This window comes from Kribbella capetownensis (assembly GCF_004331485.1).
In the GTDB taxonomy this organism is placed as follows: Bacteria; Actinomycetota; Actinomycetes; order Propionibacteriales; family Kribbellaceae; genus Kribbella; species Kribbella capetownensis.
Genome location: NZ_SJKD01000005.1, coordinates 232,337 through 255,334, shown reverse-complemented (window position 1 = coordinate 255,334; position 22,998 = coordinate 232,337). Strand labels below are relative to the sequence as shown.

Annotated in this window: 18 protein-coding genes; 8 read left to right on the top strand and 10 right to left on the bottom strand. The window is 68.0% G+C overall.

Going from position 1 to position 22,998, the window contains the following annotated elements; translation table 11 throughout:
* Positions 1 to 9 precede the first annotated feature (9 nt).
* The 5 genes from E0H75_RS22850 to E0H75_RS22830 form a co-directional block, all read right to left on the bottom strand.
* Positions 10 to 840, bottom strand: a complete 831-nt coding sequence (locus tag E0H75_RS22850) for a carbohydrate ABC transporter permease (RefSeq protein WP_131357761.1) — start codon at positions 838 to 840, stop codon at positions 10 to 12.
* Complete coding sequence (locus E0H75_RS22845; RefSeq protein WP_131515676.1) at positions 837 to 1,829, bottom strand: carbohydrate ABC transporter permease; 993 nt, start codon at positions 1,827 to 1,829, stop codon at positions 837 to 839. Before E0H75_RS22845 ends, E0H75_RS22850 begins: the two co-directional genes overlap by 4 nt.
* Entirely contained in the window at positions 1,829 to 3,310 is a 1,482-nt protein-coding gene (locus E0H75_RS22840) for an extracellular solute-binding protein (protein ID WP_238163210.1), read from the bottom strand. The genes E0H75_RS22845 and E0H75_RS22840 overlap by 1 nt, the downstream gene beginning before the upstream one ends.
* A 4-nt stretch (positions 3,311 to 3,314) precedes the next feature.
* Positions 3,315 to 6,452, bottom strand: coding sequence for an endo-1,4-beta-xylanase (locus E0H75_RS22835; protein WP_238163209.1), 3,138 nt, complete (start codon positions 6,450 to 6,452; stop codon positions 3,315 to 3,317).
* Between the two features lie 212 nt (positions 6,453 to 6,664).
* A complete protein-coding gene (locus E0H75_RS22830) occupies positions 6,665 to 7,765 on the bottom strand; it encodes a LacI family DNA-binding transcriptional regulator (RefSeq protein ID WP_165553965.1) in 1,101 nt (366 codons plus the stop codon).
* Between the two features lie 310 nt (positions 7,766 to 8,075).
* On the opposite strand from E0H75_RS22830, the gene E0H75_RS22825 reads away from it, so the two are divergent.
* Positions 8,076 to 10,019, top strand: coding sequence for an MGH1-like glycoside hydrolase domain-containing protein (locus E0H75_RS22825; protein WP_131515674.1), 1,944 nt, complete (start codon positions 8,076 to 8,078; stop codon positions 10,017 to 10,019).
* On the opposite strand, the gene E0H75_RS22820 is transcribed toward E0H75_RS22825, so the two are convergent.
* Positions 10,003 to 10,632, bottom strand: a complete 630-nt coding sequence (locus tag E0H75_RS22820) for an HAD family hydrolase (RefSeq protein WP_131515673.1) — start codon at positions 10,630 to 10,632, stop codon at positions 10,003 to 10,005. The genes E0H75_RS22825 and E0H75_RS22820 overlap by 17 nt on opposite strands.
* Complete coding sequence (locus E0H75_RS22815; protein ID WP_131515672.1) at positions 10,632 to 12,716, bottom strand: DNA gyrase/topoisomerase IV subunit B; 2,085 nt, start codon at positions 12,714 to 12,716, stop codon at positions 10,632 to 10,634. Before E0H75_RS22815 ends, E0H75_RS22820 begins: the two co-directional genes overlap by 1 nt.
* Before the next feature lie 462 nt (positions 12,717 to 13,178).
* Between E0H75_RS22815 and E0H75_RS22810 the strand changes: the two genes are divergently transcribed.
* Positions 13,179 to 13,421, top strand: a complete 243-nt coding sequence (locus E0H75_RS22810; RefSeq protein WP_238163208.1) for a DUF7455 domain-containing protein — start codon at positions 13,179 to 13,181, stop codon at positions 13,419 to 13,421.
* 119 nt (positions 13,422 to 13,540) lie between these two features.
* On the opposite strand, the gene E0H75_RS22805 is transcribed toward E0H75_RS22810, so the two are convergent.
* On the bottom strand, positions 13,541 to 15,016 hold the full coding sequence (locus E0H75_RS22805; RefSeq protein WP_202873127.1) for an aminotransferase-like domain-containing protein: 1,476 nt from the start codon (positions 15,014 to 15,016) through the stop codon (positions 13,541 to 13,543).
* Between the two features lie 88 nt (positions 15,017 to 15,104).
* Here E0H75_RS22805 and E0H75_RS22800 point away from each other — a divergent pair, with 88 nt between their 5' ends.
* Positions 15,105 to 15,728: a LysE family translocator gene (locus tag E0H75_RS22800; protein WP_131515670.1), complete on the top strand. Its 624-nt coding sequence runs from the start codon at positions 15,105 to 15,107 to the stop codon at positions 15,726 to 15,728.
* Here the strand turns inward: E0H75_RS22800 and E0H75_RS22795 are convergent, their stop codons facing one another.
* The gene (locus E0H75_RS22795; protein ID WP_131515669.1) at positions 15,729 to 17,720 is read right to left on the bottom strand and encodes an amylo-alpha-1,6-glucosidase; all 1,992 of its coding nucleotides are present in this window, start codon (positions 17,718 to 17,720) and stop codon (positions 15,729 to 15,731) included.
* A 42-nt stretch (positions 17,721 to 17,762) separates the two neighbouring features.
* Here E0H75_RS22795 and E0H75_RS22790 point away from each other — a divergent pair, with 42 nt between their 5' ends.
* From E0H75_RS22790 to E0H75_RS22775, 4 genes are all read left to right on the top strand, one after another.
* Positions 17,763 to 18,248: a DUF456 domain-containing protein gene (locus E0H75_RS22790; protein WP_131515668.1), complete on the top strand. Its 486-nt coding sequence runs from the start codon at positions 17,763 to 17,765 to the stop codon at positions 18,246 to 18,248.
* Positions 18,249 to 18,359: 111 nt separating this feature from the next.
* On the top strand, positions 18,360 to 18,893 hold the full coding sequence (locus tag E0H75_RS22785) for a hypothetical protein (RefSeq protein ID WP_131515667.1): 534 nt from the start codon (positions 18,360 to 18,362) through the stop codon (positions 18,891 to 18,893).
* Between the two features lie 69 nt (positions 18,894 to 18,962).
* Positions 18,963 to 19,664 (top strand): response regulator transcription factor, encoded by a 702-nt coding sequence (locus E0H75_RS22780; RefSeq protein WP_131515666.1) that lies wholly within the window; start codon positions 18,963 to 18,965, stop codon positions 19,662 to 19,664.
* Entirely contained in the window at positions 19,664 to 21,157 is a 1,494-nt protein-coding gene (locus tag E0H75_RS22775) for a sensor histidine kinase (RefSeq protein ID WP_131515665.1), read from the top strand. The genes E0H75_RS22780 and E0H75_RS22775 overlap by 1 nt, the downstream gene beginning before the upstream one ends.
* Here E0H75_RS22775 and ppk2 read toward each other — a convergent pair.
* The gene (gene ppk2 / locus E0H75_RS22770) at positions 21,154 to 22,062 is read right to left on the bottom strand and encodes a polyphosphate kinase 2 (protein ID WP_131515664.1); all 909 of its coding nucleotides are present in this window, start codon (positions 22,060 to 22,062) and stop codon (positions 21,154 to 21,156) included. The two genes, E0H75_RS22775 and ppk2, sit on opposite strands and share 4 nt — an antisense overlap.
* 115 nt (positions 22,063 to 22,177) lie before the next feature.
* Here ppk2 and E0H75_RS22765 point away from each other — a divergent pair, with 115 nt between their 5' ends.
* Positions 22,178 to 22,996, top strand: coding sequence for a phosphotransferase (locus E0H75_RS22765; RefSeq protein ID WP_131515663.1), 819 nt, complete (start codon positions 22,178 to 22,180; stop codon positions 22,994 to 22,996).
* The last annotated feature ends 2 nt before the right edge of the window (positions 22,997 to 22,998 follow it).

Below are 22,998 nucleotides of genomic sequence, written 5' to 3'. Positions count from 1 at the left end.
AGAGTCCTCCTATTGCTTGACCGCGCCGGCCAGGCCGTTGACGAAGAAGCGTTGCAGGAGCAGGAAGAGCAGGATGATCGGCGCCAGCGTGATCACCGTGCCGGCGCACAGCAGCGTCCACTCGGTCGAGTTCTCGCCGATGAACGCGTACATGCCGATCGCCAGCGTCCGCAGTTCCGGCCGCCCGAGAGTGAAGACCAGCGGGATGAAGAAGCTGTTCCAGGCGCTGATCGCGGTGAACAACCCGACCGTGGCCAGCATCGGGCCGGACAGCGGCAGCATGATCCGCGCGAACGTCTGGTGGAAGTTCGCGCCGTCGACCTGGGCCGCGTCCTCCAGCTCACGGTCGATCGCCATGAAGTAGCCCATGAACAGGAACGTCCCGAACACCACTCCGCCGGACGCCTGCACGATGATCACCGACCACAGGCTGTTCAGCAGATGCAGCCGCTGCATCAGGTCGAACACCGGAATGATCGTGTAGCCGTGCGGCAGGAACAACGTCGCCGACACGAGCCCGAGGCAGAAGCCGCGACCCGGGAAGCGTGTACGGGCAAGTACGTACCCTGCGGTGGATGTGACTACTAAAGTGACCACCACTGTCCCGAGGGTGATCACTAAAGTGTTCAGGAAGTATCTGCCGAACGACGCCTCGCGCCACGCGTCGAGGTAGTTCGCCCACAGGAAGTGCGAGGGCATCGGGTTGAGCCCCTCGCTGAAGAAGTCGTCGTCGCCCTTGAGCGAACTGCCCAGCGCCCAGAACAACGGGTACAGCCAGGCCAGACCGCTGACCAGCAAGGCGACATGGGTCATCACGGTGACCACCCGGCGGCGCGTCATGCCTTTCCTCCCGTTGCCCTGCGCTTCGCTAGTGAGCGCAGTACGAGGACCTGCACGACCGAGAAGACGATCAGCAGGACGCCGTAGATGAACGACGCGGCCGATGCCAGACCGATGTCGGGCTGTACCGCGTTCGCATTACTGCCACCGAACGCGAGGTGGTAGATGTAGGTGTTCACGACCTCGGTGGAGAAGTACGGCCCACCACTGGTCAGCACCTGGACGAGATCGAAGATCTGGAACGTCCCGATCACCGCCAGGATCACGATCACCACACCGACAGCTCGCAGCATCGGGATCGTGATGTACCGGAACGTCGCCAGCGGACCCGCGCCGTCCAGCCGGGCCGCCTCGTACAGCTCGTCCGGGATCGTCTGCAGCCCGGCCAGGAAGTACACGAGGTTGTAGCCGAACGTATGCCAGATCCCGACCAGGATGATGATCGCCAGCGCGAAGTGCGGGTCGCCCAGCCAGTCGACGCGCTGGTCGATCACGTGCAGCTTCAGCAGCAGGTCGTTGATCGAGTCGCCGAAGTTCGACACCAGCAACTGGATCACGACACCGATCACCGCCGCCGACGTCACCACCGGCAGGAAGAACAACGTGCGGTAGAACGAGGCGAACCGCAGCCGCTTGTTGTTCAGCACCAGCGCGAGCGCCAGGGCCAGCACGAGCTGGGTCGGCACGACGAAGGCGGCGTACACGAAGGTGTGGCCGAGTGAGCGCCAGAAGATGCTGTCGTGCACGATCTGCCGGAAGTTGTCCAGCCCGACGAAGTCGGTCGGGTCGCCGATCCCGTCCCACTTGTAGAACGTGTACCCGAGCGACGCCACGATCGGGTACACCACGAAGGCGAGCAGCAACACCATCATCGGGGCCAGGTAGACGTACGACCACAGGTACGTCCGGCGTCGCGCCCGCCGCCGGCCGGCCGAGCGGGGCGGCTCGGCCGTGGCGACGTCCTCGCGGACGCTGACGGTTGTCACCATCAGGCGCCCGGTTTGGTGGTGTACGGCTTGGTCAGGTCCCAGTCCGGGAAGGCGAAGTCCTTCTGGCTCGCACCGGTGCCGACCTTCTTCACCGCGTCGGACAGCGCCTGGTTCATCTTGTCCGTCAGCGACGACAGCGTGCCCTGGACGTCCTTCAGCTGACCGGTCCAGATGCCCGACAGGACATCGTTGATGTCCGGCTTCACCGCGGGCAGCTCGAGCTTGGTCAGCAGCGGATTGCGGACCGTCGGCTGCGGACCGACCACAGCAGTCCCGGACATCGCGACGTACTGCGCGAAGGGTGCGAACGTGACGCCCTTCGGGTCGTTGTTGTCCGCGTAGACCGACAGGCCCTGGCCCTGCTCGACCCAGCGCTTGCCGGCGTCCTTGCTGTACAGCCAGTCGAACCACGCCCACGCCTCGTCGGCGTGCTTGGACTTCGACGACACGGCGACGAACTTGCCGCCGGGCGGCCCGTAGAACAGCGCCTTCGGGTTGCCGTCCGGAGCCGGCAGCGTGACCAGGCTGTAGTCGGTGAACTTGTGCTCAGTCCATTCCGGCTGGTTCCAGACACCGCCGACCGTCATCCCGAACCGGCCGCGCTCGAAGAACGCCCGGGCCTGTTCGTCCGAGATGCTCATCGAGTTCGGGTAGAACCAGTTCTTGTTCTTCCACTCCAGCAGCAGGTTGATCACGTCGGCGTAGTTCCGGTCGGTGCCGAACGTCCACTGGCCGACGCGGTAGTCCATCCCGTCGATCCCGCCGACGGCCGCACCGCCGGGCGAGCCGGCGCCGCGGACGAACAGATCGAGCCACCAGGCCAGGGTCGTGTTCGTCGAGTTGCCGAATCCGAACGGCGCGACCTTGCCGCCGCTCTTCGACGCGATCGCCTCTGCCGCATGCGTCACGTCGTCCCAGCTCTTGGGCAGCTTCACGCTGCCGTCGGACTCGGTCAGTCCGGCGTCCTTGAACACCTTGTGGTGGACGTACAGCTGCAGGGACGGGGCCGGTGCCGCGAACGGCGCGGTGTAGATCTTGCCGTCGAACATGTCGACGCCCTCGACGAAGCTGCTCTGGGGGAACCGGGACTGCCAGTCCTTCGTCGCCCACTTGTCGACCGGTAGCAGCCAGTCCTGCGTCACCTGCTGGCTGAGCTGCGGGCTCTTCGGCACCATCAGGATGTCCGGCGGGTTGTTGCTGCGGTAGGCCAGCGAGACCAGGTCGGCGTACTTGTCACTGACCTGCGTGGTCTTCTTGACCGCGATCCCCGGATGCGCCTGCTGGAACAGCTTGATCTCGTTGTCCACCCACCCGGCCTGGCTGGCGTACCAGTCCCAGTAGGTGATCGTGGTCTGGGCCTTCGTGCCCGTGCCGCCGCTGTTGTCGTCCGACGAGCAGCCGGCCAGTGCGCCGGCCGCGCCGGCGCCGGCCACAGCGGCTGCGCCCCGGAGCAGGGTCCGTCGTGAGATGCGGGATGACATTGCATTACCTCCGATGAGTACTGGCAGCCGCGCCGCACGCCGGAGACGTGGACGAGGCGGTCTGGGTCATTGAGCCGAGCCGCCAGGTGAGGGGGCTGCCGTCCCAGGTGACCGCGACGCGACGCGGGCGCTGGAAGGGCAGGAACGAGACGGTCTGGCCACGGTCGGACGGGCCGGGGCTGAACGAGTTGTCGCTGCCGACCGGAACCGGGATGTAGTAGTTGTTGGCGTTCGAGTAGCCGAAGTACGCCGTGTAGGTGCTGTCGGCAACGTTGCGTACGACGCAGGCAGCGGTCGGCTGCACCGGGTTGAACGCGGTCTCCGCTGGACCGGAGGGCGGGTCGGTGACGGTCTTGGCCATCGGCGCGAAGGAGGCGTCGTCGACGAGCAGGTTGCCGGCGCCGGTCGTCGTACTGATCCACCATTCGGCCTTGGTGAGCGTCCCGGTCCAGGAGACGTTCGTGTTGGCAGCCGAGATCCGCGTCCACCCGGTCGAGGTGACCGGCGCCGAGCCGAGCCGGATCGTCGTTGATCCGGTCGACGTGGTGAGCTTCAGACTGACCATGGCGGTGTCGGATCCGCTGACCAGCCGGACCCAGGCGGACGAGTCGTACAGACCCCCGTTGGTGACCGGCACGCCTTGTGCCGGGCCGGCCCAGGCCGCTTCACGGCCGGTGACGGACAGGTCGCCGCTACCGGTGTGCGGGGTCGTCGATGCGTTCTTCAGGGTGCAGGTGCCGAGGCAGTACCACCCCGTCGTGGCCGACTGGTACTCCAGGCTTCCGTTCCCCAACACCGACGCAGTCGGCAGCGTCGGCGCGATGGCCGGTGGACCCTGAGCCGGTGGCGGGGTGCCGTCCGTCGGAGTGATCGCAAGGTCGTCGAGTGTGCACTGCGCCGAGCTCGGGTTGGGGTTGGACCAGGCGAACGCCTGGACCCACTTCGTCCCGGTCGGTGGAGTGAAGGCCGCGAGCTTCTGCGTGTAGGCGCGTTCGTCGGCGTACGCGAGCTCGTACTGGAAGGTCGGCGTACCCGCGGTGGCTCCGCCGCGCACACCGACGTAGCACTGGGTGCCGCCGGCGTTGAGCCTCCCCCACCCGGACAGCAGGTAGCTCGTGCCGGGGGTGAGACCGGTGATGTTCTGCGTGACGCCCGATCCGGGCTCGAGCGCCAGCGCGGTGTGTCCGCTGTGCGCGTTGGCCGCCGTACCCGGGCCAGTGCCCAGCGAGGTCCAGCCGCGCGTGCCGCTCTCGAAGTCTCCGTCGCCGATCGGGTTCGGCGTGTCGGTGCGGACGGTCGTGGCGACTCCGTCGGCGATGACCTTCACCGAGGCGCCGGCGGTGGTGGTCGGCATCGCGACCTTCACCTGCTTGGAGATGCCGTTCACAGTGACCGTCACCAGGTAGTCACCGAGGAAGCCGCGGGTGCCGAACGTTCCGGCGGCGGTGGTCTGACCGTTCACGCTGGTGTGCCATTGCCGCTTGATCAGGTCTTCCCAGACCAACCCGTTGGGCTTGGGTGACCAGTCGTCGTTGTAGAGCGCGACGCGCGGATTGTAGATGTTCTTCGACCAGATGCCGAAGTTGCTGATCTGGTTGACGTTCGGGTTCGAGAACATCGCGGTCATGAAGTCGCGGGTGTAGTCCGCCTGCAGTTGCAGGTCGTCGGTGTCGACGTCGAACTCGGTGACCGCGACCTTCACACCGAGGCCGGCGAACTGGTCCACGATCGTCATCAGGTCGTCCGGCGAGGTCAGCTGCATGCCGTTGAAGTGGCTCTCGAAGCCGACCAGGTCGATCGGCGTACCGGAGGACTTCATCGACTGGACCAGGTCGTAGACGTGATCGCGGTGCCGCTTCTCCCAGCCGTTGTTCTCGACGATGCCGTAGTCGTTCAGTGCGAGCTCGGCGTTCGGATCGGCCTGGTGGGCGAGCCGGAACCAGGACGCGATCTCGTCCGGCCCGAGGATGTCCTGCACGTTGTGCTCGGAGTACGGCTCGTTCACCACGTCCCACTCGTCCACGATCCCGGCCAGGGCCGAGGCTTCGTCAGTCACGTGGGTGTTGATCCGCGACCGGAGTGCGGCCGGATCGTTCTGCAGGTTGACCAGGTCCGGCGGCATCACGCCCCACGACGGCCAGACCAGGTTGTGACCGCGGATCCGGATCCCGTGCTCCCGCATCCATTGCAGAGCTGGGAGCGTGATCGTCTCGCGCTCGGTCGGGGTCTCCCAGTGGTTCCACTTCAAGTTGTTGCCCAGGGCCCCTTGGTTGAAGAGCGTGGACGCCTTGCTCTGGTACTGCTGCAGGTCGTTCCCGCTGATCCCGCCGGACGGATCGCCGATCAGCCGGGCGCCGTCCGATGCCGCGCCGAACTTGAAGGCACTGGTCTGCTGCACCGCCGAGACCGTCGCACCGCTGATCGGATGACCGGTCGGATCGACGACCGAGACGGCCAGGTTTCCCTTGCGGTACTGGTCGATCCGCGCATTGGCCTCGGCGCGCCAGGCAGCGTTCGCGTCACGGCCCTCGTAGGTCGCCTGCGGGTAGCCGGCCGGCGTCCCCTGACCCCAGTCCTGCACCGAGACCCCAGCGATCTGGAACTTCTGAGCGCCGTACCCGAGCCAGAGATTCAGGTGTGCTGCGGTAGTGGTGCCGGCGGTGTAGGTGACGGCCGCACGGAACGGGAACTCGAACTTCTGCCAGTCCGAGCCGTACAGCATCGCCGCGTTCAGCGACTTCTTGAACGGCGACCCGTCGGTCTCGAACACCAGGTGCGCGTTCCCGGTCGTGGCGCCCTGGGTCGGCTCGATCGAGCGCGCCCACAGGGTCGCGACCATCGCGTCGCCCACGGTCACGGTCGCCGCGGTCGGAACGCCGAGGGTGATCTCGTACTCGCCGTCGAGGCCCGGGCTCTGCGGTCCGTTCGGGACGTTGATCTCGAGGGCCTTGGTGAAGTTCGGGTTTCCGGTGATCGGGATCTGCTGAGTGGCGTCGGTGGGGAGGCTCTTGAACTCGTTGAAGTTCGCGAGCGGGTCGCTCGGCAGCACCTCGAACGGTGCGGCGTCGGCCTGCGCGACCGGCTGGACGGCCACCGCTGCAACGACGGCCAGGACCACTGCGATGATCACCTTTCTGGACATGCCGATGGTCAGTTTTCTGGACACTCTGGCTCTGGTGTGCGGAAAGGGCCTCATGCTCCGGGTTCCTTCCAGAAGGCGCGCAGCAGCGCCTGACCCGCCGGCCGTCGACCGGGGTCGGTGTGTGGTTACTGCCGCGGGTTCTGTGGGTGGGCGGCGCCGGATCAAGCGCCGGCAGTCGTCTGCCAGGTCGGGCGGGACCTCGATCCGGGGGATCAGGCCTTGGTGGTCTGGGATCGTCCGCGCCGGCTGCGGGTGACGGGCGCCGGCCCGCAACTCGCCCGGACGATCAGGCTGGTCGGCATGACGAGACGGGGCAGGTCGGCCAAGGGCTTCTCGCCGACCGGCTCCGCGCCGGTGCCGGGGTCGTCGTCGTTCGTACCGATCTCGGACAGCAGGAGCTCGGCGGCCCGCTTGCCCATCTCGACGAACGGCTGCTGGATGGTGGTCAGCGGCGGCCGGATCTGTGCCGCCGACTCGATGTCGTCGAAGCCGAGCACCGATACGTCCTCCGGCACCCGCAGCCCCGCCTCGGCGGCCGCGGTCATCACGCCGTACGCCGTGACATCGGACTGCGCGAAGACCGCCGTCGGACGCTGGTCAGCGGGCAGCGCGAACAGCTCGCGGGAGCGTGCGCGGATCTGCTCGGGCACGAAGTCACCTGGCTTGGTGAGCTCGGGATCGGGCTGGATGCCGGCCTCACGCAGGGCGTCCAGGTACGCGCGGTAGCGGTCCTGGCAGCACCGGTAGCGCATCAGGCCTTGCACACAAGCGATTCGCTCGTGACCCAACTGCATCAGGTGGTCCATCGCCGTCCGGGCACCGTCGTAGTTGTCGGCGGTGACCGACGGCAGGGCCACGTCGGCGTCGATGGTGTTCACCAGGACGACGGGCATGCCCTCCTGGTGGAGTTGGACGAGCGGCTCGAGTGGCTGTTCGTGGCTGACCACGAGCAGACCCGAGGACATGCTCGAGGTCAGGACCCGGTCGATCAGCGAACCGTAGTCGCGGTCGTTGGTCGCCGTGTACAGGATGATGTCGAACCCGTGCTGCTCGGTCACGGCCGCCACCCCGAGATTGATCGAGGCAACCATGTGCCAGGACAGGCCGGGCACGACCATGCCGATCAGGCGCGTGCTGCCCTTGGCCAGAGCGGTCGCCGCGAAGCTCGGCACGTAGCGATTCCGGCGCATCACCGCTAGCACGTGCCGCCGGGTCGCCGGGTCCACCTTCGGGCTGTTGTTCAGCACCAGCGAGACGGTGGACTTGGACAGGCCGGACAGCGCGGCGATGTCGCGAATCGTCAGCTTCGCCATCCGGCCCCCCTTGATCGTGGCCGTTGGACTGGTCCAACGGCTGTGCACCGGAACGTAACAGCGGGCCAGATCCACGTCAACAGGCGGTGCGTCATCGGTTTCCGCCGTGAGGCATTGCCCTGTCACCGGATGTCGTGCCACCATCGAGGCACCGTGTTGGACCGGTCCTACGCAGGCCGGGATCACCTGCCGGGATCGGTCCGGCACGGCCATCACCCGTGCTCGGCCGCGGACCCATTCCTTCTGGGCGTCCCGCGGTACGCCGATCGCCCCTGTCAGCTCGTTCACCCGTGTCACCGGAAGGCCGCCCATGCCGCCGTACTCGCTCGACGACTTCTCCTTCGACCTGCGCCGCGCCGTACCTCCAGCCGAGACCTGGGTCGGCAGCGGCACCGGGACGGTCACCCAACTGACCGGCACGGTGTGTGGCGTCGGCGGATGGTTCGCGCCCCCGTACGCCGCCCCGGACAGCCGGCTCACCGTCTCGTTCGAGGTCGACGGGCGGTCGATCGTCGACGCTGCCCGGCCGGGCGCAGGCGACCGCGGGCTGCTTCCCACCGGCGGCACGTGGCGGCCGGACCGCCTGACCCGGCGCGGCACGTACCACCACTACGCCGAGGGTGAGCTCGTCTCGCTGGCCGTGGAATCCACGCTGACGCCCCGGCACAGCTCCCCCGGCTACGAGCTCGTTCTCACGATCAGCAACCGCACCGGCAACACCCACGAGGTTGTGATCGAGCCGGAGCTGTCACGTACCCGGGCCCGCCGGGTCCCGCTGTCCGATTGGGGTTGGGTGCCGCCCGAGGCCGGCTCCGACGACGCGATCACGTTGACGCACGGCGAGCTGACGGCGATCGTCGAGCCGCACGGCTCGGTCACGTTCACCCTCGGCGTCGGCACCACTGATGTGCCGACCACCGACGCCTTGCGGGTTTGGGAATCCCGAGTGGCACAGGCTGTCGGTCATCTCCCGACTGTCAGCTCGGACATTCCCGGGCTCGAGCAGTACTACCGGCGTTCGCTGGCCAGCGGTCTCGTGTGCTGGTGGGATCACCCGGATTTCGTCACCACGCCGTTCATCGCGACGTCCGGACTCGATGGCGGCGCGCTCTGTGCGTATGCCTGGGACACCGGTGGCTATGCCCCGAACGTCCTCAGCCTGATGCTCGGCGACGACGTGCTGTCGATCATCGAGTCGTTGCTCGAAGCCGACCTCACCGATCGCTACGCCATCGCGCCGGACGGGACGGGACTTGGCGTCGCCTACGCGTACAGCGGCTGGTCCCTCGTTGCGCTCGCCCGCGCAGCCGCTGCAGAGCGGTCCCTCGATCCCGCACTCGTCGCGCGGCTGTATGACGTACTGATCACGCTCGACAAGGGGTTCCAGCCCGACGACGAGACCGGCGTACTGCGGGACTACGGCAACCAAAGCAACCTGCTCGAAATGCGTGGATCGGGCTGGGAGCATGTCGTCGCGAGTCCGAACGCCGAGCGTGCCTGGGCACTCGAAACGCTGGCGGAGCTCTCCGACATCACCGGCGCCGCGTTGCCGGCCGACGAGTTGCGGGAGGCCGCGCAACAGATCCGGAGCGAGGTGATCCGGCAACTGTGGGACAGCGAGGCGGGTTGGTTTCGCAGCCGCTACCCCGACGGCCACACCGAACTCGCCTACTCGATCCAGGCTTTCGACGTACTGCGGTCCGGCGCGTGCCCGCCTGACGTCGCCGATGCGCTGGTCAAGCAGCTGCGTCCCGGTGCCTTCCTGGGCGAGTACGGCGTCAGCAGCGTCAGCGCCGAGGACGAACGTCACTACGAGATCGCCGACATCGACTGGTCGGGCGCCGGCGCGTACACCGGCGAAGGTCCGCAACTCGCGCTCACCTTGTGGGAACAGGGCCGGCCCGAGATCGCCTGGGATGTCCTGTGCCGGCTGCTCTGGATGGGCGAGCACTACCCGTACTTCCCTCAGGACCACTACTGCGACAAGCCCGGCGCGCCCGCCACCGGCCGCCGTATCAACATCATCGCGGGCCTCGCCGGCGCCGAAGCCATCCTCACCGGCCTCGCCGGCATCCGCCCGCACCCCGACGGCTCACTCCACATCAACCCGAACCCAGTTGCCGCCGGCACCATCGAACTCCGCGGCCTCACCTACCGAGACCACACGATCGATGTAGTGGTCGCACCCGACCACACCGGGATCACCGTCGACGGCCGCCAGGTCAGCCCAGGCCAGGTCATCCCGCCAAGATGATCGCGAACGCGTCCACCACAGACTCGACCTGATGATCCGCCCGCGGCACGTCGACGGAGTGATGGCTGCCAACCCGGATCGTCCGCAGCCCGGCGTTGACACCACCCGCAACGTCGTACGCCGGATGATCGCCAACCATCCACCCGCCATCCAGGGACGCCCCCACCTCCTCGGCAGCCATCGCGAAGATCCGCGCATCAGGCTTCCGCACGCCCACCGCCTCCGAGATGCAGCAATGGTCCACCGCATCAGCGATCCCGGTGTGCGCAAGCTTCCGGGTCTGCTGAACCACCCCACCATTCGTCACCACAACCACCCGCCATCCCGCCGCCCGCAACGACACCAACCCCTCGACCACACTCGGGTCGACCCAGGTGAACGACGGATGCTCCCGGTCATAGTCGTCGACCGAGAGCGCCACACCGAAGCGCTCCTCGAACCGCTCGAACAACTCACCTCGCGGTGTGAACCCACCGTTGTCCTGAGCAACCAACCAGTCGACCGCACCGGCATCGAGCCCGGCCCGCCCGACCCACCACCGAGCCCAGGCCAGGAACGCACCGTCCCGATCGATCAACGTGTTGTCGAGATCGAAGCAGGCCAGCCGAGCCATCAGACGTCGATGCGGTTCTCGTCCAGTTCGTAGGCGCCTTGGACCAGGAACTCCTTGCGGGGCGCGACGTCGTTGCCCATCAGGAGGTCGAAGACCTGGCCGGCGGCTTCGCCGTCGTCGACGGTGATGCGGCGCAGCATGCGGTGGCGCGGATCCATGGTGGTTTCGGCCAGCTGATCGGCGTCCATCTCACCGAGACCCTTGTAGCGCTGCGGTGGCTCCTTCCAGCGGACGCCCTTCTTCATCAGTTCGGCCGTCTTGCGCTGGTACTCCGCGTCGCTGTAGGTGTACAGGAACTTGTCCTGGCCCTTCTTCGGGTTCGTCAGCTCGAACCGGTGCAGCGGCGGTACGGCGGTGTAGACCCGGCCGGCGTCGACCAGCGGCCGCATGTAGCGGAAGAACAGTGTCGCCAGTAGGCAGCGGATGTGGGCACCGTCGGAGTCGGCGTCCGCCATGAAGATGATCTTGCCGTACCGGACCTGCTCGATATCGAAGCTGCGGCCCGAGCCGGCGCCGACCACCTGGATGATCGAGGCACACTCGGTGTTCTTCAGCATGTCGCCGACCGACGCCTTCTGCACGTTCAGGATCTTGCCCCGGATCGGCAGCAGCGCCTGGAACTCCGAGCTGCGCGCGAGCTTCGCCGTACCGAGGGCCGAATCACCCTCGACGATGAACAGCTCCGAGCGGTCGACATCGTTGCTGCGGCAGTCGGCGAGCTTGGCCGGCAGCGCCGACGACTCCAGCGCGGTCTTGCGCCGCTGCAGCTCACGATGCTGGCGAGCGGCCACACGCGTCCGGGACGCGGCGACGACCTTCTCCAGCACCGCGCGCGCCTGCGCCTTGTGTTCGCGCTTGTTCGAGGTGAGGAACGACTCCAGCTCGCTCTGCACGACCTTCGCGACGATCCGCGAGGCGGCCGGCGTCCCGAGCACCTCCTTGGTCTGCCCGTCGAACTGTGGCTCCGCCAGCCGGACCGTGACCACCGAGGTGAGACCCTCGAGTACGTCGTCCTTGATGATCTCCTCGCCGTTCTTCAGCAGGCGAGTGCCGTCCAGCGCGTTGGTGAAGCTCTTCGACAGCGCCCGCTCGAAACCGGACACGTGCGTGCCGCCCTTGGGCGTGGACACGATGTTCACGAACGAGCGGACCTCGGTCTCGTACCCGTCCCCCCAGCGGACCGCGATGTCGACGTCCAGGTCCCGCTCGACGTCGGTCGGGGTCATGTGGCCGGCGTCGTCGAGCATCGGGACGGTCTCGGTGAAGTGGCCGGTCCCGGTCAGCCGGACGACGTCGGTGACCTTCTGGTCGGTGGCCAGGAACTCGCAGAACTCGCTGATCCCGCCGTCGTGCTTGAAGTGCTCCTCGGTGACCTCGTCGCCACGCTCGTCGCGGATCACCAGCAGCAGACCCGGCACCAGGAACGACGTCTGCCGCGCCCGGGTGACCAGCTCGTCGTAGTTGAAGGCGGCGTCGCGGGTGAACACCTGCCGGTCCGCCCAGTAGCGGATCCGGGTGCCGGTGACGCCCTTCTTCGCCCGGCCGGCCTTCCGCAGGCCCTTCACCGGGGTGAAGCCCGCGTTCGCGCCCTCGGCGTCGAACTCACCGGCGACACCGCGCCGGAACGAGGTGGTCCAGACCGTGCCACCACGGTCGACCTCGACGTCCAACCGCGCGGACAGCGCGTTCACCACCGAGGCGCCGACACCGTGCAGACCGCCGGAGGCGTTGTACGACCCGCCGCCGAACTTGCCGCCGGCGTGCAGTTTGGTGAACACCACCTCGACACCGCTGAGCTTGGTCTTCGGCTCGATGTCGACCGGAATGCCGCGGGCGCGGTCCTTCACCTCGACCGAGCCGTCCTTGTGCAGGACGACGTCGATGCGGTCGCCGTGGCCGGCCAGGGCCTCGTCGACGGAGTTGTCGATGATCTCCCACAGACAGTGCATCAGGCCGCGGCTGTCGGTGGACCCGATGTACATGCCGGGCCGCTTCCGGACCGCCTCGAGTCCCTCGAGGACGAGCAGGTTGCGGGCGTTGTACGTCGGGTCTAGCTCGGTACTGCGAGGCGTCGGGGCGGCCACTGGGCTCCTTCACTGGTTCACAAAGCCAACTGCGCGCCCGGGGCCGGACCGCCGGTCCGAACGCATGTTCACAGCCTATGCGGACCGACCCCCAAAACCCGGCAGGCGGGGCTGTCCGCGATTGCCGCCTGGGTACCGGACATCCGTCACCTGGTCCACTCCGAACCCCACGGCGTGGCAGCAGGAAAGATGTTTCGGCAGGTATCGATCCGGACTCGATCCGGGCGTGGCCTTCGACACTCCGAACATCAGCGCGCTGTGAGCACTTCATGGCGCACAGTGAAAGAAGACACGCCCGGCGCCCGCCGCCACGCGAGAAATCGACGACATCGGAAACGATTCCTCGTCAAGATGCGTCATAAGGGAACAGGTGGTTCGTCTCACATTCGGACACGCTGCCCCTACTGGGAAGCGATCCGTCTGTCAGGATGTTGCTATCTGGTGAGTACGGAACTAGATGAGATGAGGCCTCAAGTGACTACAGCACTCGCCCCGAGTTCGGCGCTGTCGGCCGCGGATCGTTGTGACCGCTGCGGTGCGCAGGCCTACGTCCGTGTCACCCTGACCAGCGGTGGGGAGCTGCTCTTCTGCGCCCACCACAGCCGGGAGCACGCGGAGAAGCTGCGCAACATCGCGATCACCATCCACGACGAGACCGGTCGGCTCGACACCACCCCGGCCATCGCCACTGAAGACGAGCGGTGATCTCGGCCTCATAAAAGCGCCAACGGCGGCGCCAAAGACCTGCAGGACTCGATGGCGGTCCACCCGGAGGGGTGACCGCCATCCTTCTGTGCGCTGGCAATCTGTGTGTGCAGAAGACTTCAGACGACGGGTACGCCGGGCCCGGGGCCGTGCCGGCGGAGTTCGTGCCACGCGGCAGCCAGCCGGGACACTGCATCGTCAAGTATTGGCTCTGCGTAAGCGAATGGCACCCGTAGGTAGTCGTCGTGCTCCCCGGTCGGATCCATCGCACGCCCGGCGACCACCTCGACCCCATGCCGCAACGCCACCTGCGCGTAGACCCGCGCGTCCGTATCCGGCAGCCGGATCCACAACGCCGACCCACCTTCGGGCTCCGCCCATTCCCATTCAGGCAAACGCTCGCTCAGCAACTGACCCATCAGCTTCTTGCGCGTCGTCGAGACCCGCCCCCGTGCCGCCGTCAGCTCCGCCAGCCGCGGCAGCAACCGCGCGGTGAGTGCCTGATCGATCACGGGGCTGCCCAGATCAGCCAGCGCCTTGTGCCGCGCCAACCGCTCGGCCAGCGGTCGCGACGCCCGGATCCACCCGATCCGCAGCCCGCCCCACACCGCCTTCGAGACCGACCCGATCGTGAGCACCTCGCACCCGTCCGGGGCATACGCGGCCAGTGGTGGCGGAATCGCCGGCCCGGACGGATCCCACGCCGAGTACGCGTTGTCCTCCACAACCACCACGCCATGCTTCGCCGCGATCTCGGCAACCTGCCGACGCCGGTTCGCCGACATCAGCCGACCGGTCGGATTGTGGAACGTCGGCATCACGAACAACAGGGCCGGCTGATGCTCCGCGAACGCCGCCGTCAGCAGATCCGGCCGGATCCCCGCATCGTCCAGCGGTACGCCGACCACCCGCCCACCAGCCGCACCGAACAGATCGAAACACCCGGGCCAACTCGGCTGCTCGATGACGACCGCAGCCCCTGTCCGCAGGTACATCTGTGTGACCAGCGCGATCGCCTGATGCGCCCCGGTTGTGACCACGATCTCGTCGGCCGATGTGGGCAGTCCGGACTCAGAAAAGTGATCAGCGATCCGCTCACGCAGCACCGCCAGACCCCGCGGGTGGTACCCGACATCGTCGAGCAGTGCGGGCAGGTCCCCACTCGCCAGGTCGATCAGTTCGTCCGCGAGTTCCGGCAGCCCCGGGTCGACGGCGTACGTGAGGGAGATGACCTCACCCGGACCGACCGCGATCCGGTGGAAGAGCGACTCGCCGTACCCGGCCGGCATTCGCTTGTCCGCTCGTGAACGACCACGTCCGGCCGCCCGCGCGACCGTCGTACCGCTCCCCCGGCGGCTCTCCACGAGCCCGCGAGCGCGCAGTTCGTCGTACGCCGCGACGACCGTTGACCGACTGATCGCGAGGGCCTCGGCGAGACGGCGCTCGGCCGGGAGGCGCGCGCCGACCGGGAGCTCGGTCGAACCGATCAGCGCCGCGATGGCGTCGGCGAGCCGGCGATACAGCCCACCTGCCTGACCGGTCAGCCGGCTGCCGATCAGGTCGGCGAGAACGGCCGGGTCTCCAGAACGGTCCACTTCTCCCCCTATTGGCTCGGGTGGACTGGTTCCCGCGCCGCCAGGCTAGACGGAGAAGGCAGTCCAGTTCGAGTGGAGGCAGGGGATCATGGGGATCGGGCAATTGCTGGGATTCACCGGCGCGACGGTGGTGCTGGTCGGGATGCCAGGGCCGAACAACCTCTACATCTCGCTGCGGAGCCTGACCCAAGGGCGCCGGGCCGGTGTGGTGTCCGCACTCGCAATCGAGACCGGCACGCTGGTCTACATCGTGGTCGCGGCGCTCGGCCTGGCGACGCTCGTGAAGGCGTCGCCGACGCTGTTCACCGCAATCACTCTGACCGGTGCGCTCTACCTCGCCTTCCTCGGCGTGAAGATGCTGAAGACTCCGACGACCGAGCCGCACGGCGGTGTGCCGCCCGCACCGCTCGGCCGGATCTTCCGCGACGGCATCGTGGTGAACCTGCTCAACCCGAAGGCCGCGCTCTTCTTCCTCGCCTTCCTCCCGCAGTTCACCACTCGCGACGCCGGACCCGATCAGCTCCGCACCGAGATGCTGCTGCTCGGCGCGGGCGCGCTGCTGATCGGCCTGTCCCTCGACCTGTGCTACGCCGTTGGCGCCGACGCGATCGGCCGCCGGGTCCGCTCGGCCCGGACGACGAGCGCGTGGCGCAACCGGCTCGTCGCCGCCGTGTACCTCGTCCTCGCGACAGCCGCCGTACTCACTGTCTGATCAGTACTGGAGATCCTTCGGAGCTTCCAGCACTGTCAGCTTCCCGGCCTCCAGCCGCACCGACAGGACCTCGCCGCCGAGCCGCAGACCGCTGACCTCCAGGCGCTCCCACGGCAGCTCCTCGGCCGGGTTCACGACCAGGCGGCCACCAGGTACGTCGGGCTCGATCCCGAGCGCGGCTACCACAACGGCGATCGCCGAGGCAGCCGCCCAGGCCTGCGGCCGACACGACGCCGGGTACGGCGTCGGGGTCCGCTCCGCTGTCCTCCCCCGCCCGCCGAACAGCTCCGGCAGCCGATAGCCAAACGCCTCCGCGGCACGGATCAGGCCGTCCACGTACGACGAAGCCAGCTCCGCGTGACCGGTCGCGTACAGGCCCTGGACCGTCATCGCGGTGTCGTGCGGCCAGACGCTGCCGGTGTGGTAGCCGAGCGGATTGAACCGGGTCATTGCCGTGGACAACGTTCGCAGGCCGAACCCACTGTCCAGATCCTCACCGGCCAAGACCTCGGCGACCGTCTGCTCCTCCTCGGCGTCCAGCAGTCCAGTTCCGAGCAGGTGACCCATGTTCGACGCTCGCCCAGCCACGGCGTTCTTGGCGCCGTCGAGTGCGATGGCCGGATAGCCGTCCACCCAGAACGCACTGCGGAACCGCTCCTGCATCGCGGTAGCCCACAGCCGCCACTCGTCGCCCGACTCACCATGCGCCTCCAGCAACTCGGCGCCCTGGACGGCTGCCGCGTAGGCATAGCCCTGCACCTCGCACAGCGCGATGGGTGCGGTGGCGAGCGTGCCGTCCGGCCACTGGACCGCGTCGCCTGAGTCCTTCCAGCCCTGGTTGGCCAGCCCGTGCCCGGACTCGTCGATGTACTCGAGGAAGCCGTCGCCGTCGGGGTCGGCGTACTCCTTGATCCAGGTGAGGGCGCGGATGAGGTTCGGCAGCAGGTCCCGCACCTCGTCCGCGGGCATGCCCCAGCGCCAGGCCTTGTGTAGCGTCGTGATCCACAGCTGCGTCGCGTCGTGCGTCCCGTAGTACACCGGCGGCAGAACCAGACCGCCACCGTGGTCGGCATCCTCGACCCTGAGCTCGTGCGGGATCTTGCCGGGCTGCTCGGCCGTGTCCGGGTCGACCTTGGTGCCCTGCTTGGCCGCAAGCGCACGCAGCGTGCCGGCGGCGAGTTCGGGATCGACCGGGATCAGCATGCTGGACGCGATCAGCGAGTCACGGCCGAAGAGCGTCAGGAACCACGGCGGTCCGGCGCCGAGGTAGCGGTCGTTGCCGACCGCGAGTTGCAGCGCGCGCACGTCATCGAGTGACCGCTCCACCCAGCGCTCGACCCGCTTGTCGTCGCAGTTGACGTCGAGCTCGTACTGCGGTGTCGCCGGTGGCGGGTCGATGCTGAACCCGGTGGTCGACGGCGGGAACTCGGCGGTCACGCGGACCGTGAGGGTGAACTCCTCCCCCGGTTCGAGCCGCGGCGTCGCACTGACACCCGGGTCGAGGCTCGCGCTCACCCGGGTGCCCGCACTCTCCCAATGGAGAACGGTCTCTCCGTCACGCGTGGGAGTCAGGGCGGGCAGCTCGTCCGCCGTGCCGTTGCGGACCGCGGCCATCGGGGCCAGATCGGTGCCCAGGGCAACATCAAGCCGGCACTCGATCGCCGTACGGGACCGGTTCACCAGCATGATCCGCTCGGTCATGCCGTGGCGGTCGACGTCGCGGGTCCGGTACAGCATCACGGTCGGGTCGTGCCGGGTGTCGCCGACGTCCTCGACCTGGGCGACGTACTCGTGGGACGCCGCACCTCGTTCGTCGGCGTGCACCGGGAGCGGCTCGCGGCCGTTGATCGTCACGATCGACCGGGACAGGATCCGGCGGTCCTGGGCGTACAGGCCCTCCACAGCGTTGTTCCCGGTCAACTGACCGGAACGCGGCGAGAGGACCACCCACGGAGCAGCGAGGGCGGTGACCAGTTCGTGCAGCTGGGACATACCTCCACCCTAAGGGCCTGGTTTTGCGGCACAGTTGCCCCCGTGGACACTCTTGGCACGTTCTTGATCGGCGTGGTGATCTTCGTCGGCATTCTGGGGATCGTGATCCCGGTGCTGCCGGGCGCCATTCTCAGCCTGGCGGCGATCCTGGTCTGGGCGCTGGTCGAGAAGGGGCCGACGGCCTGGATCGTGCTCGCCGCCGCGGTCGTCCTGATCGGGGCCAGCCAGGTGGTCAAGTACGTCGTACCGGAGCGTCAACTGCGTGAGTCCGGGGTTCCCCGGCGGTCGATGGTCGTCGGGGTTCTGCTCGGCATCGTCGGCTTCTTCGTGATCCCGGTGGTCGGCATGTTCGTCGGCTTCCCCCTCGGCGTCTATCTGTCCGAGTGGCAGCGGCTGAAGACGCACGCGGACGCCTGGACGTCGACCAAGCACGCCCTCCGCGCGACGGGGGTGTCGATCCTGATCGAGTTCATCGGTGCGTCGCTCGCCGCCGCCGTCTGGCTCGTCGCCGTGCTGTTCCTGGTCTGATTGCCAGGGTTTTCCAAGGTTCGCCGGAGCCTCGTCTCAGTTCCGTCTGGCAGCGTGGTGAGGACCAGTGCCGGTGATTCGGCCGGCACGCAGTACGGAAGGCAGTCAGGCATGGCGACGTTGCAGAAGCTCTCGGACAAGCGCTGGCGGATCGCCGGCACAGTCGCCGCCGTCGCGGCGACCACGACCGCGGGTGGTGTCGCCTGGGCGGCGACAAACGCTGACCCGACGCCGTCGCCCTCGCCCTCCGCCTCCCCCTCGGCTCCGTCGAACCAGCCTGGCCCGGGCAAGGGCCTCGGCCACCGTGGCGAGTTCGGAATGGGTGGCGCGCTGCACGGCGAGTTCGTGGTGCCGAAGGACGGTGGCGGCTACCAGACCGTGGCGACCCAGCGTGGCGAGGTGACCGCGGTCAGCAAGGACTCGATCACGGTGAAGAGCGAGGACGGCTACAGCCGGACTTACACGCTCACCGAGGACACCCTCGTGAACGCCGCCCGGGACGGAATCGACGACGTCAAGGTCGGAAACACGGTCCAGGTGACCGCAGTGGTCGCGGACGGCAAGGCCACCGCGAGCTCGGTCAACGACGGCACCGTCCGGAAGGCGGCCGGCGACAAGTGGGGCTTCAAGCGCGGGCCCCGCTGACGAGCGACTCACAGCTGATTGCCAGGAACCTTCCAGGGTTCCCACGGGTGCCGGCGGCAGACTGGGGACATGAGTCCGCATCTGCTGGTGGTCGACGACGAGCCGAACATCGTCGAACTGCTGTCCGCGAGCCTGCGTTTCGCCGGGTACGACGTGACCACGGCGACCCATGGCGCCGAGGCGCTGCGCAAGGCGCGCGAGGTGGAGCCCGACCTGGTCGTGCTCGACGTGATGATGCCCGGACTGGACGGCTTCGAGGTGGTCCGCCGGCTGCGCGGTGAGGACCGGCACGTGCCGGTGCTGTTCCTCACCGCGCGCGACGCGGTCGAGGACAAGGTGCTCGGCCTGCACACCGGCGGCGACGACTACGTGACCAAGCCGTTCAGCCTGGACGAGCTCGTCGCCCGGGTGCGGGCGCTGCTGCGCCGATCCGGCCACCGCGAGCAGGCCGCGCCGGATGCCGCCGTACTGAAGTATGCGGATCTCGAGCTGAACGAGGACAGCTACGAGGTCTTCAAAGCGGGCGAGGCGGTGCAGCTGTCGCTGACCGAGTTCAAGCTGCTGCGTTGCCTGCTGGAGAACGCCGAGCGGGTGATGTCGAAGGGCCAGATCCTGTCGGCGGTCTGGAACTACGACTTCGCCGGCGACGCGGGCGTGGTCGAGTCGTACATGTCGTACCTGCGCCGTAAGGTCGACACCGGCGACCAGAAGCTGCTCCACACTGTCCGCGGGGTCGGCTATGTCCTGCGCACCCCACGAGGCCCCAACTGATGCAGCTGAACCACCGGCGCTTCACCGACCGGTACCCGCTTCGCGTCACCATCGTCGTCGTCCTGCTGACGTTGGTGGCGCTGGCGCTTGTGGCCTCCGGTGTACTGGCGACCACGATCATGCGGGGTTACCTGGTCGATCGCGTCGACGAGCAACTGCAGCAGGCCTCGATGCCACTGCAGCGCAACCCGTTGGACCGGCCGATGGGGCCCGGCGACGGTCGGCGCCGGCCGCTGCCGAGTGTGTTCGTGGTGCAGTTCAACGATTCCGAGGGCCAGGCCAGCGGTGGGCCGTTCCGCGCCCAGTTGGTTGAGGGCGAGGCGCCGCTGCCGGACCTGCCTACGCTCAACCTCAATCAGGTCCGAGCGCTCGATGGGCACCCGTTCAACGTCGACGCGGTGTCGGGCGGTGCATCCTGGCGCGTGCTCGCCGTACCGCTGTCCGACGGCAGCGGTTCAGTGATGGTCGCCCAGAGCCTGCACGACATGAGCCGGACACTGCAGCGACTGGTCGGCGTACAGGCCGCCGCCGGCGTCATCCTGCTCGTGCTGCTGGCCGGCGTCGGGACCTTCGTCGTACGGCGAAGTCTGCGCGGACTGGAGGATGTCGAGCACACCGCGGTCGCGATCGCCGGCGGTGACCTGAGCCGGCGGGTGCCGCAACGGGATCCACGGACCGAGGTCGGGCGGTTGTCGCTTGCGCTGAACCAGATGCTCGGACAGATCGAGACCGCGTTCGCGCAACGAACCGCGTCGGAGTTCGCCGCGCGCCGATCCGAGGACGCGGCTCGGCGTTCGGAGGAGGCGGCGAGGCAGTCGGAGGAGCGAATGCGGCGGTTCGTCGCGGACGCGTCGCACGAGCTGCGTACGCCGCTGACGTCGATCCGAGGCTTTGCCGAACTGACCCGCCAGCGTGGTGACAGCGGCGACGCCGACACGATGCGCCGGATCGAGGATGAGGCGAAGCGGATGGGTCTCCTCGTCGACGACTTGTTGCTGTTGGCCCGCCTCGACCAGCAGCGACCGCTGCGGATGGAGCCGGTCGACCTGCTGCCGATCGCTGCCGACGCACTGCACAACGCCCAGGCGGTGCAGCCCGAGCGAAACATCTCGCTGAAGATCCTGCCGGACTCCGAAGCGCCCGTGGTCGAAGGTGACGAGACCCGGCTGCGTCAGGTGCTCGGCAACCTGATCAGCAACGCGCTCCACCACACGCCGATGGACGCACCGATCCTCGTCTCGGTCGGGACGCGCGACGCCGAGGCCGTGCTCGAGGTGAGCGACTCGGGTCCCGGGCTGAGCGACGACCAGAAGGCGCGCGTCTTCGAACGCTTCTACCGCGCCGACTCGGCCCGGACCCGCTCGACCGGCGGCTCCGGCCTCGGCCTGTCCATCGTCGCCGCGCTCGTCGCCGCCCACCGCGGCCGAGTCACCGTCACCGACGCGAAGCCGCACGGAGCCACCTTCACCGTCCTCCTCCCCCTGAACCCTTAGAGCACAAGGAAAACGCGGGTGGCGGATTCGCCGTGTTCGAGGACCTCGGCGGCCGGGCCGAGGATCTTGGGGTCGGGGCGGCCGACGAGTTCGACGTCCTTGTCGGCGTAGTCGTACAGGCTCAGCACGTGCCGCATGGCCTCGAGCCGGGCGCGCTTCTTGTCGTTGCTCTTGACCACGGTCCACGGCGCGTCGCCGGTGTCGGTGTAGTGGAACATCGCTTCCTTGGCCTCGGTGTAGGCGCCCCACTTGTCCAGCGACGCAAGGTCGGTCGGCGACAGCTTCCACTGCCGGACCGGGTCGATCTGGCGGATCGTGAACCGGGTCTGCTGCTCGGCCTGAGACACCGAGAACCACAGCTTGACCAGCAGGATGCCGGAGCGGACCAGCATCCGCTCGAACTCCGGCGCCTGCCGCAGGAACTCCTCGTACTCGTCCTGCGCGCAGAACCCCATCACCCGCTCGACGCAGGCCCGGTTGTACCAGGATCGGTCGAACAGCACCATCTCCCCGGCCGACGGCAGATGCTCGACGTACCGCTGGAAGTACCACTGGGTCTGCTCGCGCTCGGTCGGCTTCTCCAGCGCCACGATCCGCGCGCCGCGCGGGTTCAGGTGCTCCATGAACCGCTTGATCGTCCCGCCCTTGCCGGCCGCGTCGCGGCCCTCGAACACGATCACCAGCCGCTGCTGCGACCGCTTCACCCAGTACTGCAGCTTGAGCAACTCGATCTGCAGCAGCCGCTTGTCCCGGTCGTAGATCTCCCGCGCGAGCCGCTCGCCGTACGGATAACCCTCCCGCCAGGTGTCGACCGGCGTACCGTCCGCACGTAGCAGCACCGGGTCGTCGTCCTCCTCCTCGAGGACACGGAAGCCGAGTTCGTTGACCAAGTCAGGGGTGCTCATGGGACCCAAGACTCGGCTGCGTCGGTGACATCCAGGTGAACGGCCGCGCCGAAAGTCCGGTGAACGCACGACCGGGGATCAGGTAGCGTGTCCGCGACTACCAACTGGGGGCACTGTGCAGACGTGGACGGAAGACGGCGAAGAGATCCCACTGACCGGTGGTGACGTGACCGAGGGTCTCGTCCGCGTCGGCGACACGGTACGGCGCCCGCCCGGTGAGCGGGTCGAAATGGTCCGGGACCTGCTGCGGCACCTGGAGTCGGTCGGGTTCGACGGCGCCCCGCGCTTCCTCGGCATCGACTCCGCCGGCCGCGAGGTGCTCAGCTACATCGAGGGTGAGGTTGCCGGCCGGCCGCAGCCCGCCTGGATGGCCGACGAGGAGCGCATGATCTCGGTCGCCCGGCTCGTCCGCGCGTACCACGACGCGGTCGAGGGATTCGGGATCCCTACCGACCTGCCGCCGCCGTTCGAGCCGCCCGGCCTGCCCGAGCTGGATGATCCGCTGGAGCTGGTCGGTCATCAGGACATCACTCCGGACAACGTCGTGTTCCGCGACGGCCGCGCGTACGCACTGATCGACTTCGACTTCGCCAGGCCGACCAGCAAGGCTCGCGAGCTGGTCAACCTCATGCTGTGGTGGGCGCCGTTCGGTGACGACGCCGACCTCGATCCGGCCCAGCGAGGCCTCGACCGCCCGCGCCGGTGCCGGCTGATCGCCGACGCGTACGGGCTGTCGTTGCCTGACCGCCACCGCCTGATGGACCTCGCGTCAGTCCTCAACGAGCGGGGCTGGCACACGATGAAGTACCGCGCGGAGACCCTGGGCGGCGGCTGGCAGCGGATGTGGAGCGAAGGCCTCCCCGACACGATCAAGGCCCGCCAGACCTGGCTCGACGAGAACGCCGCAAAGATCACCGCCGCCCTGCTCAGCTGAGA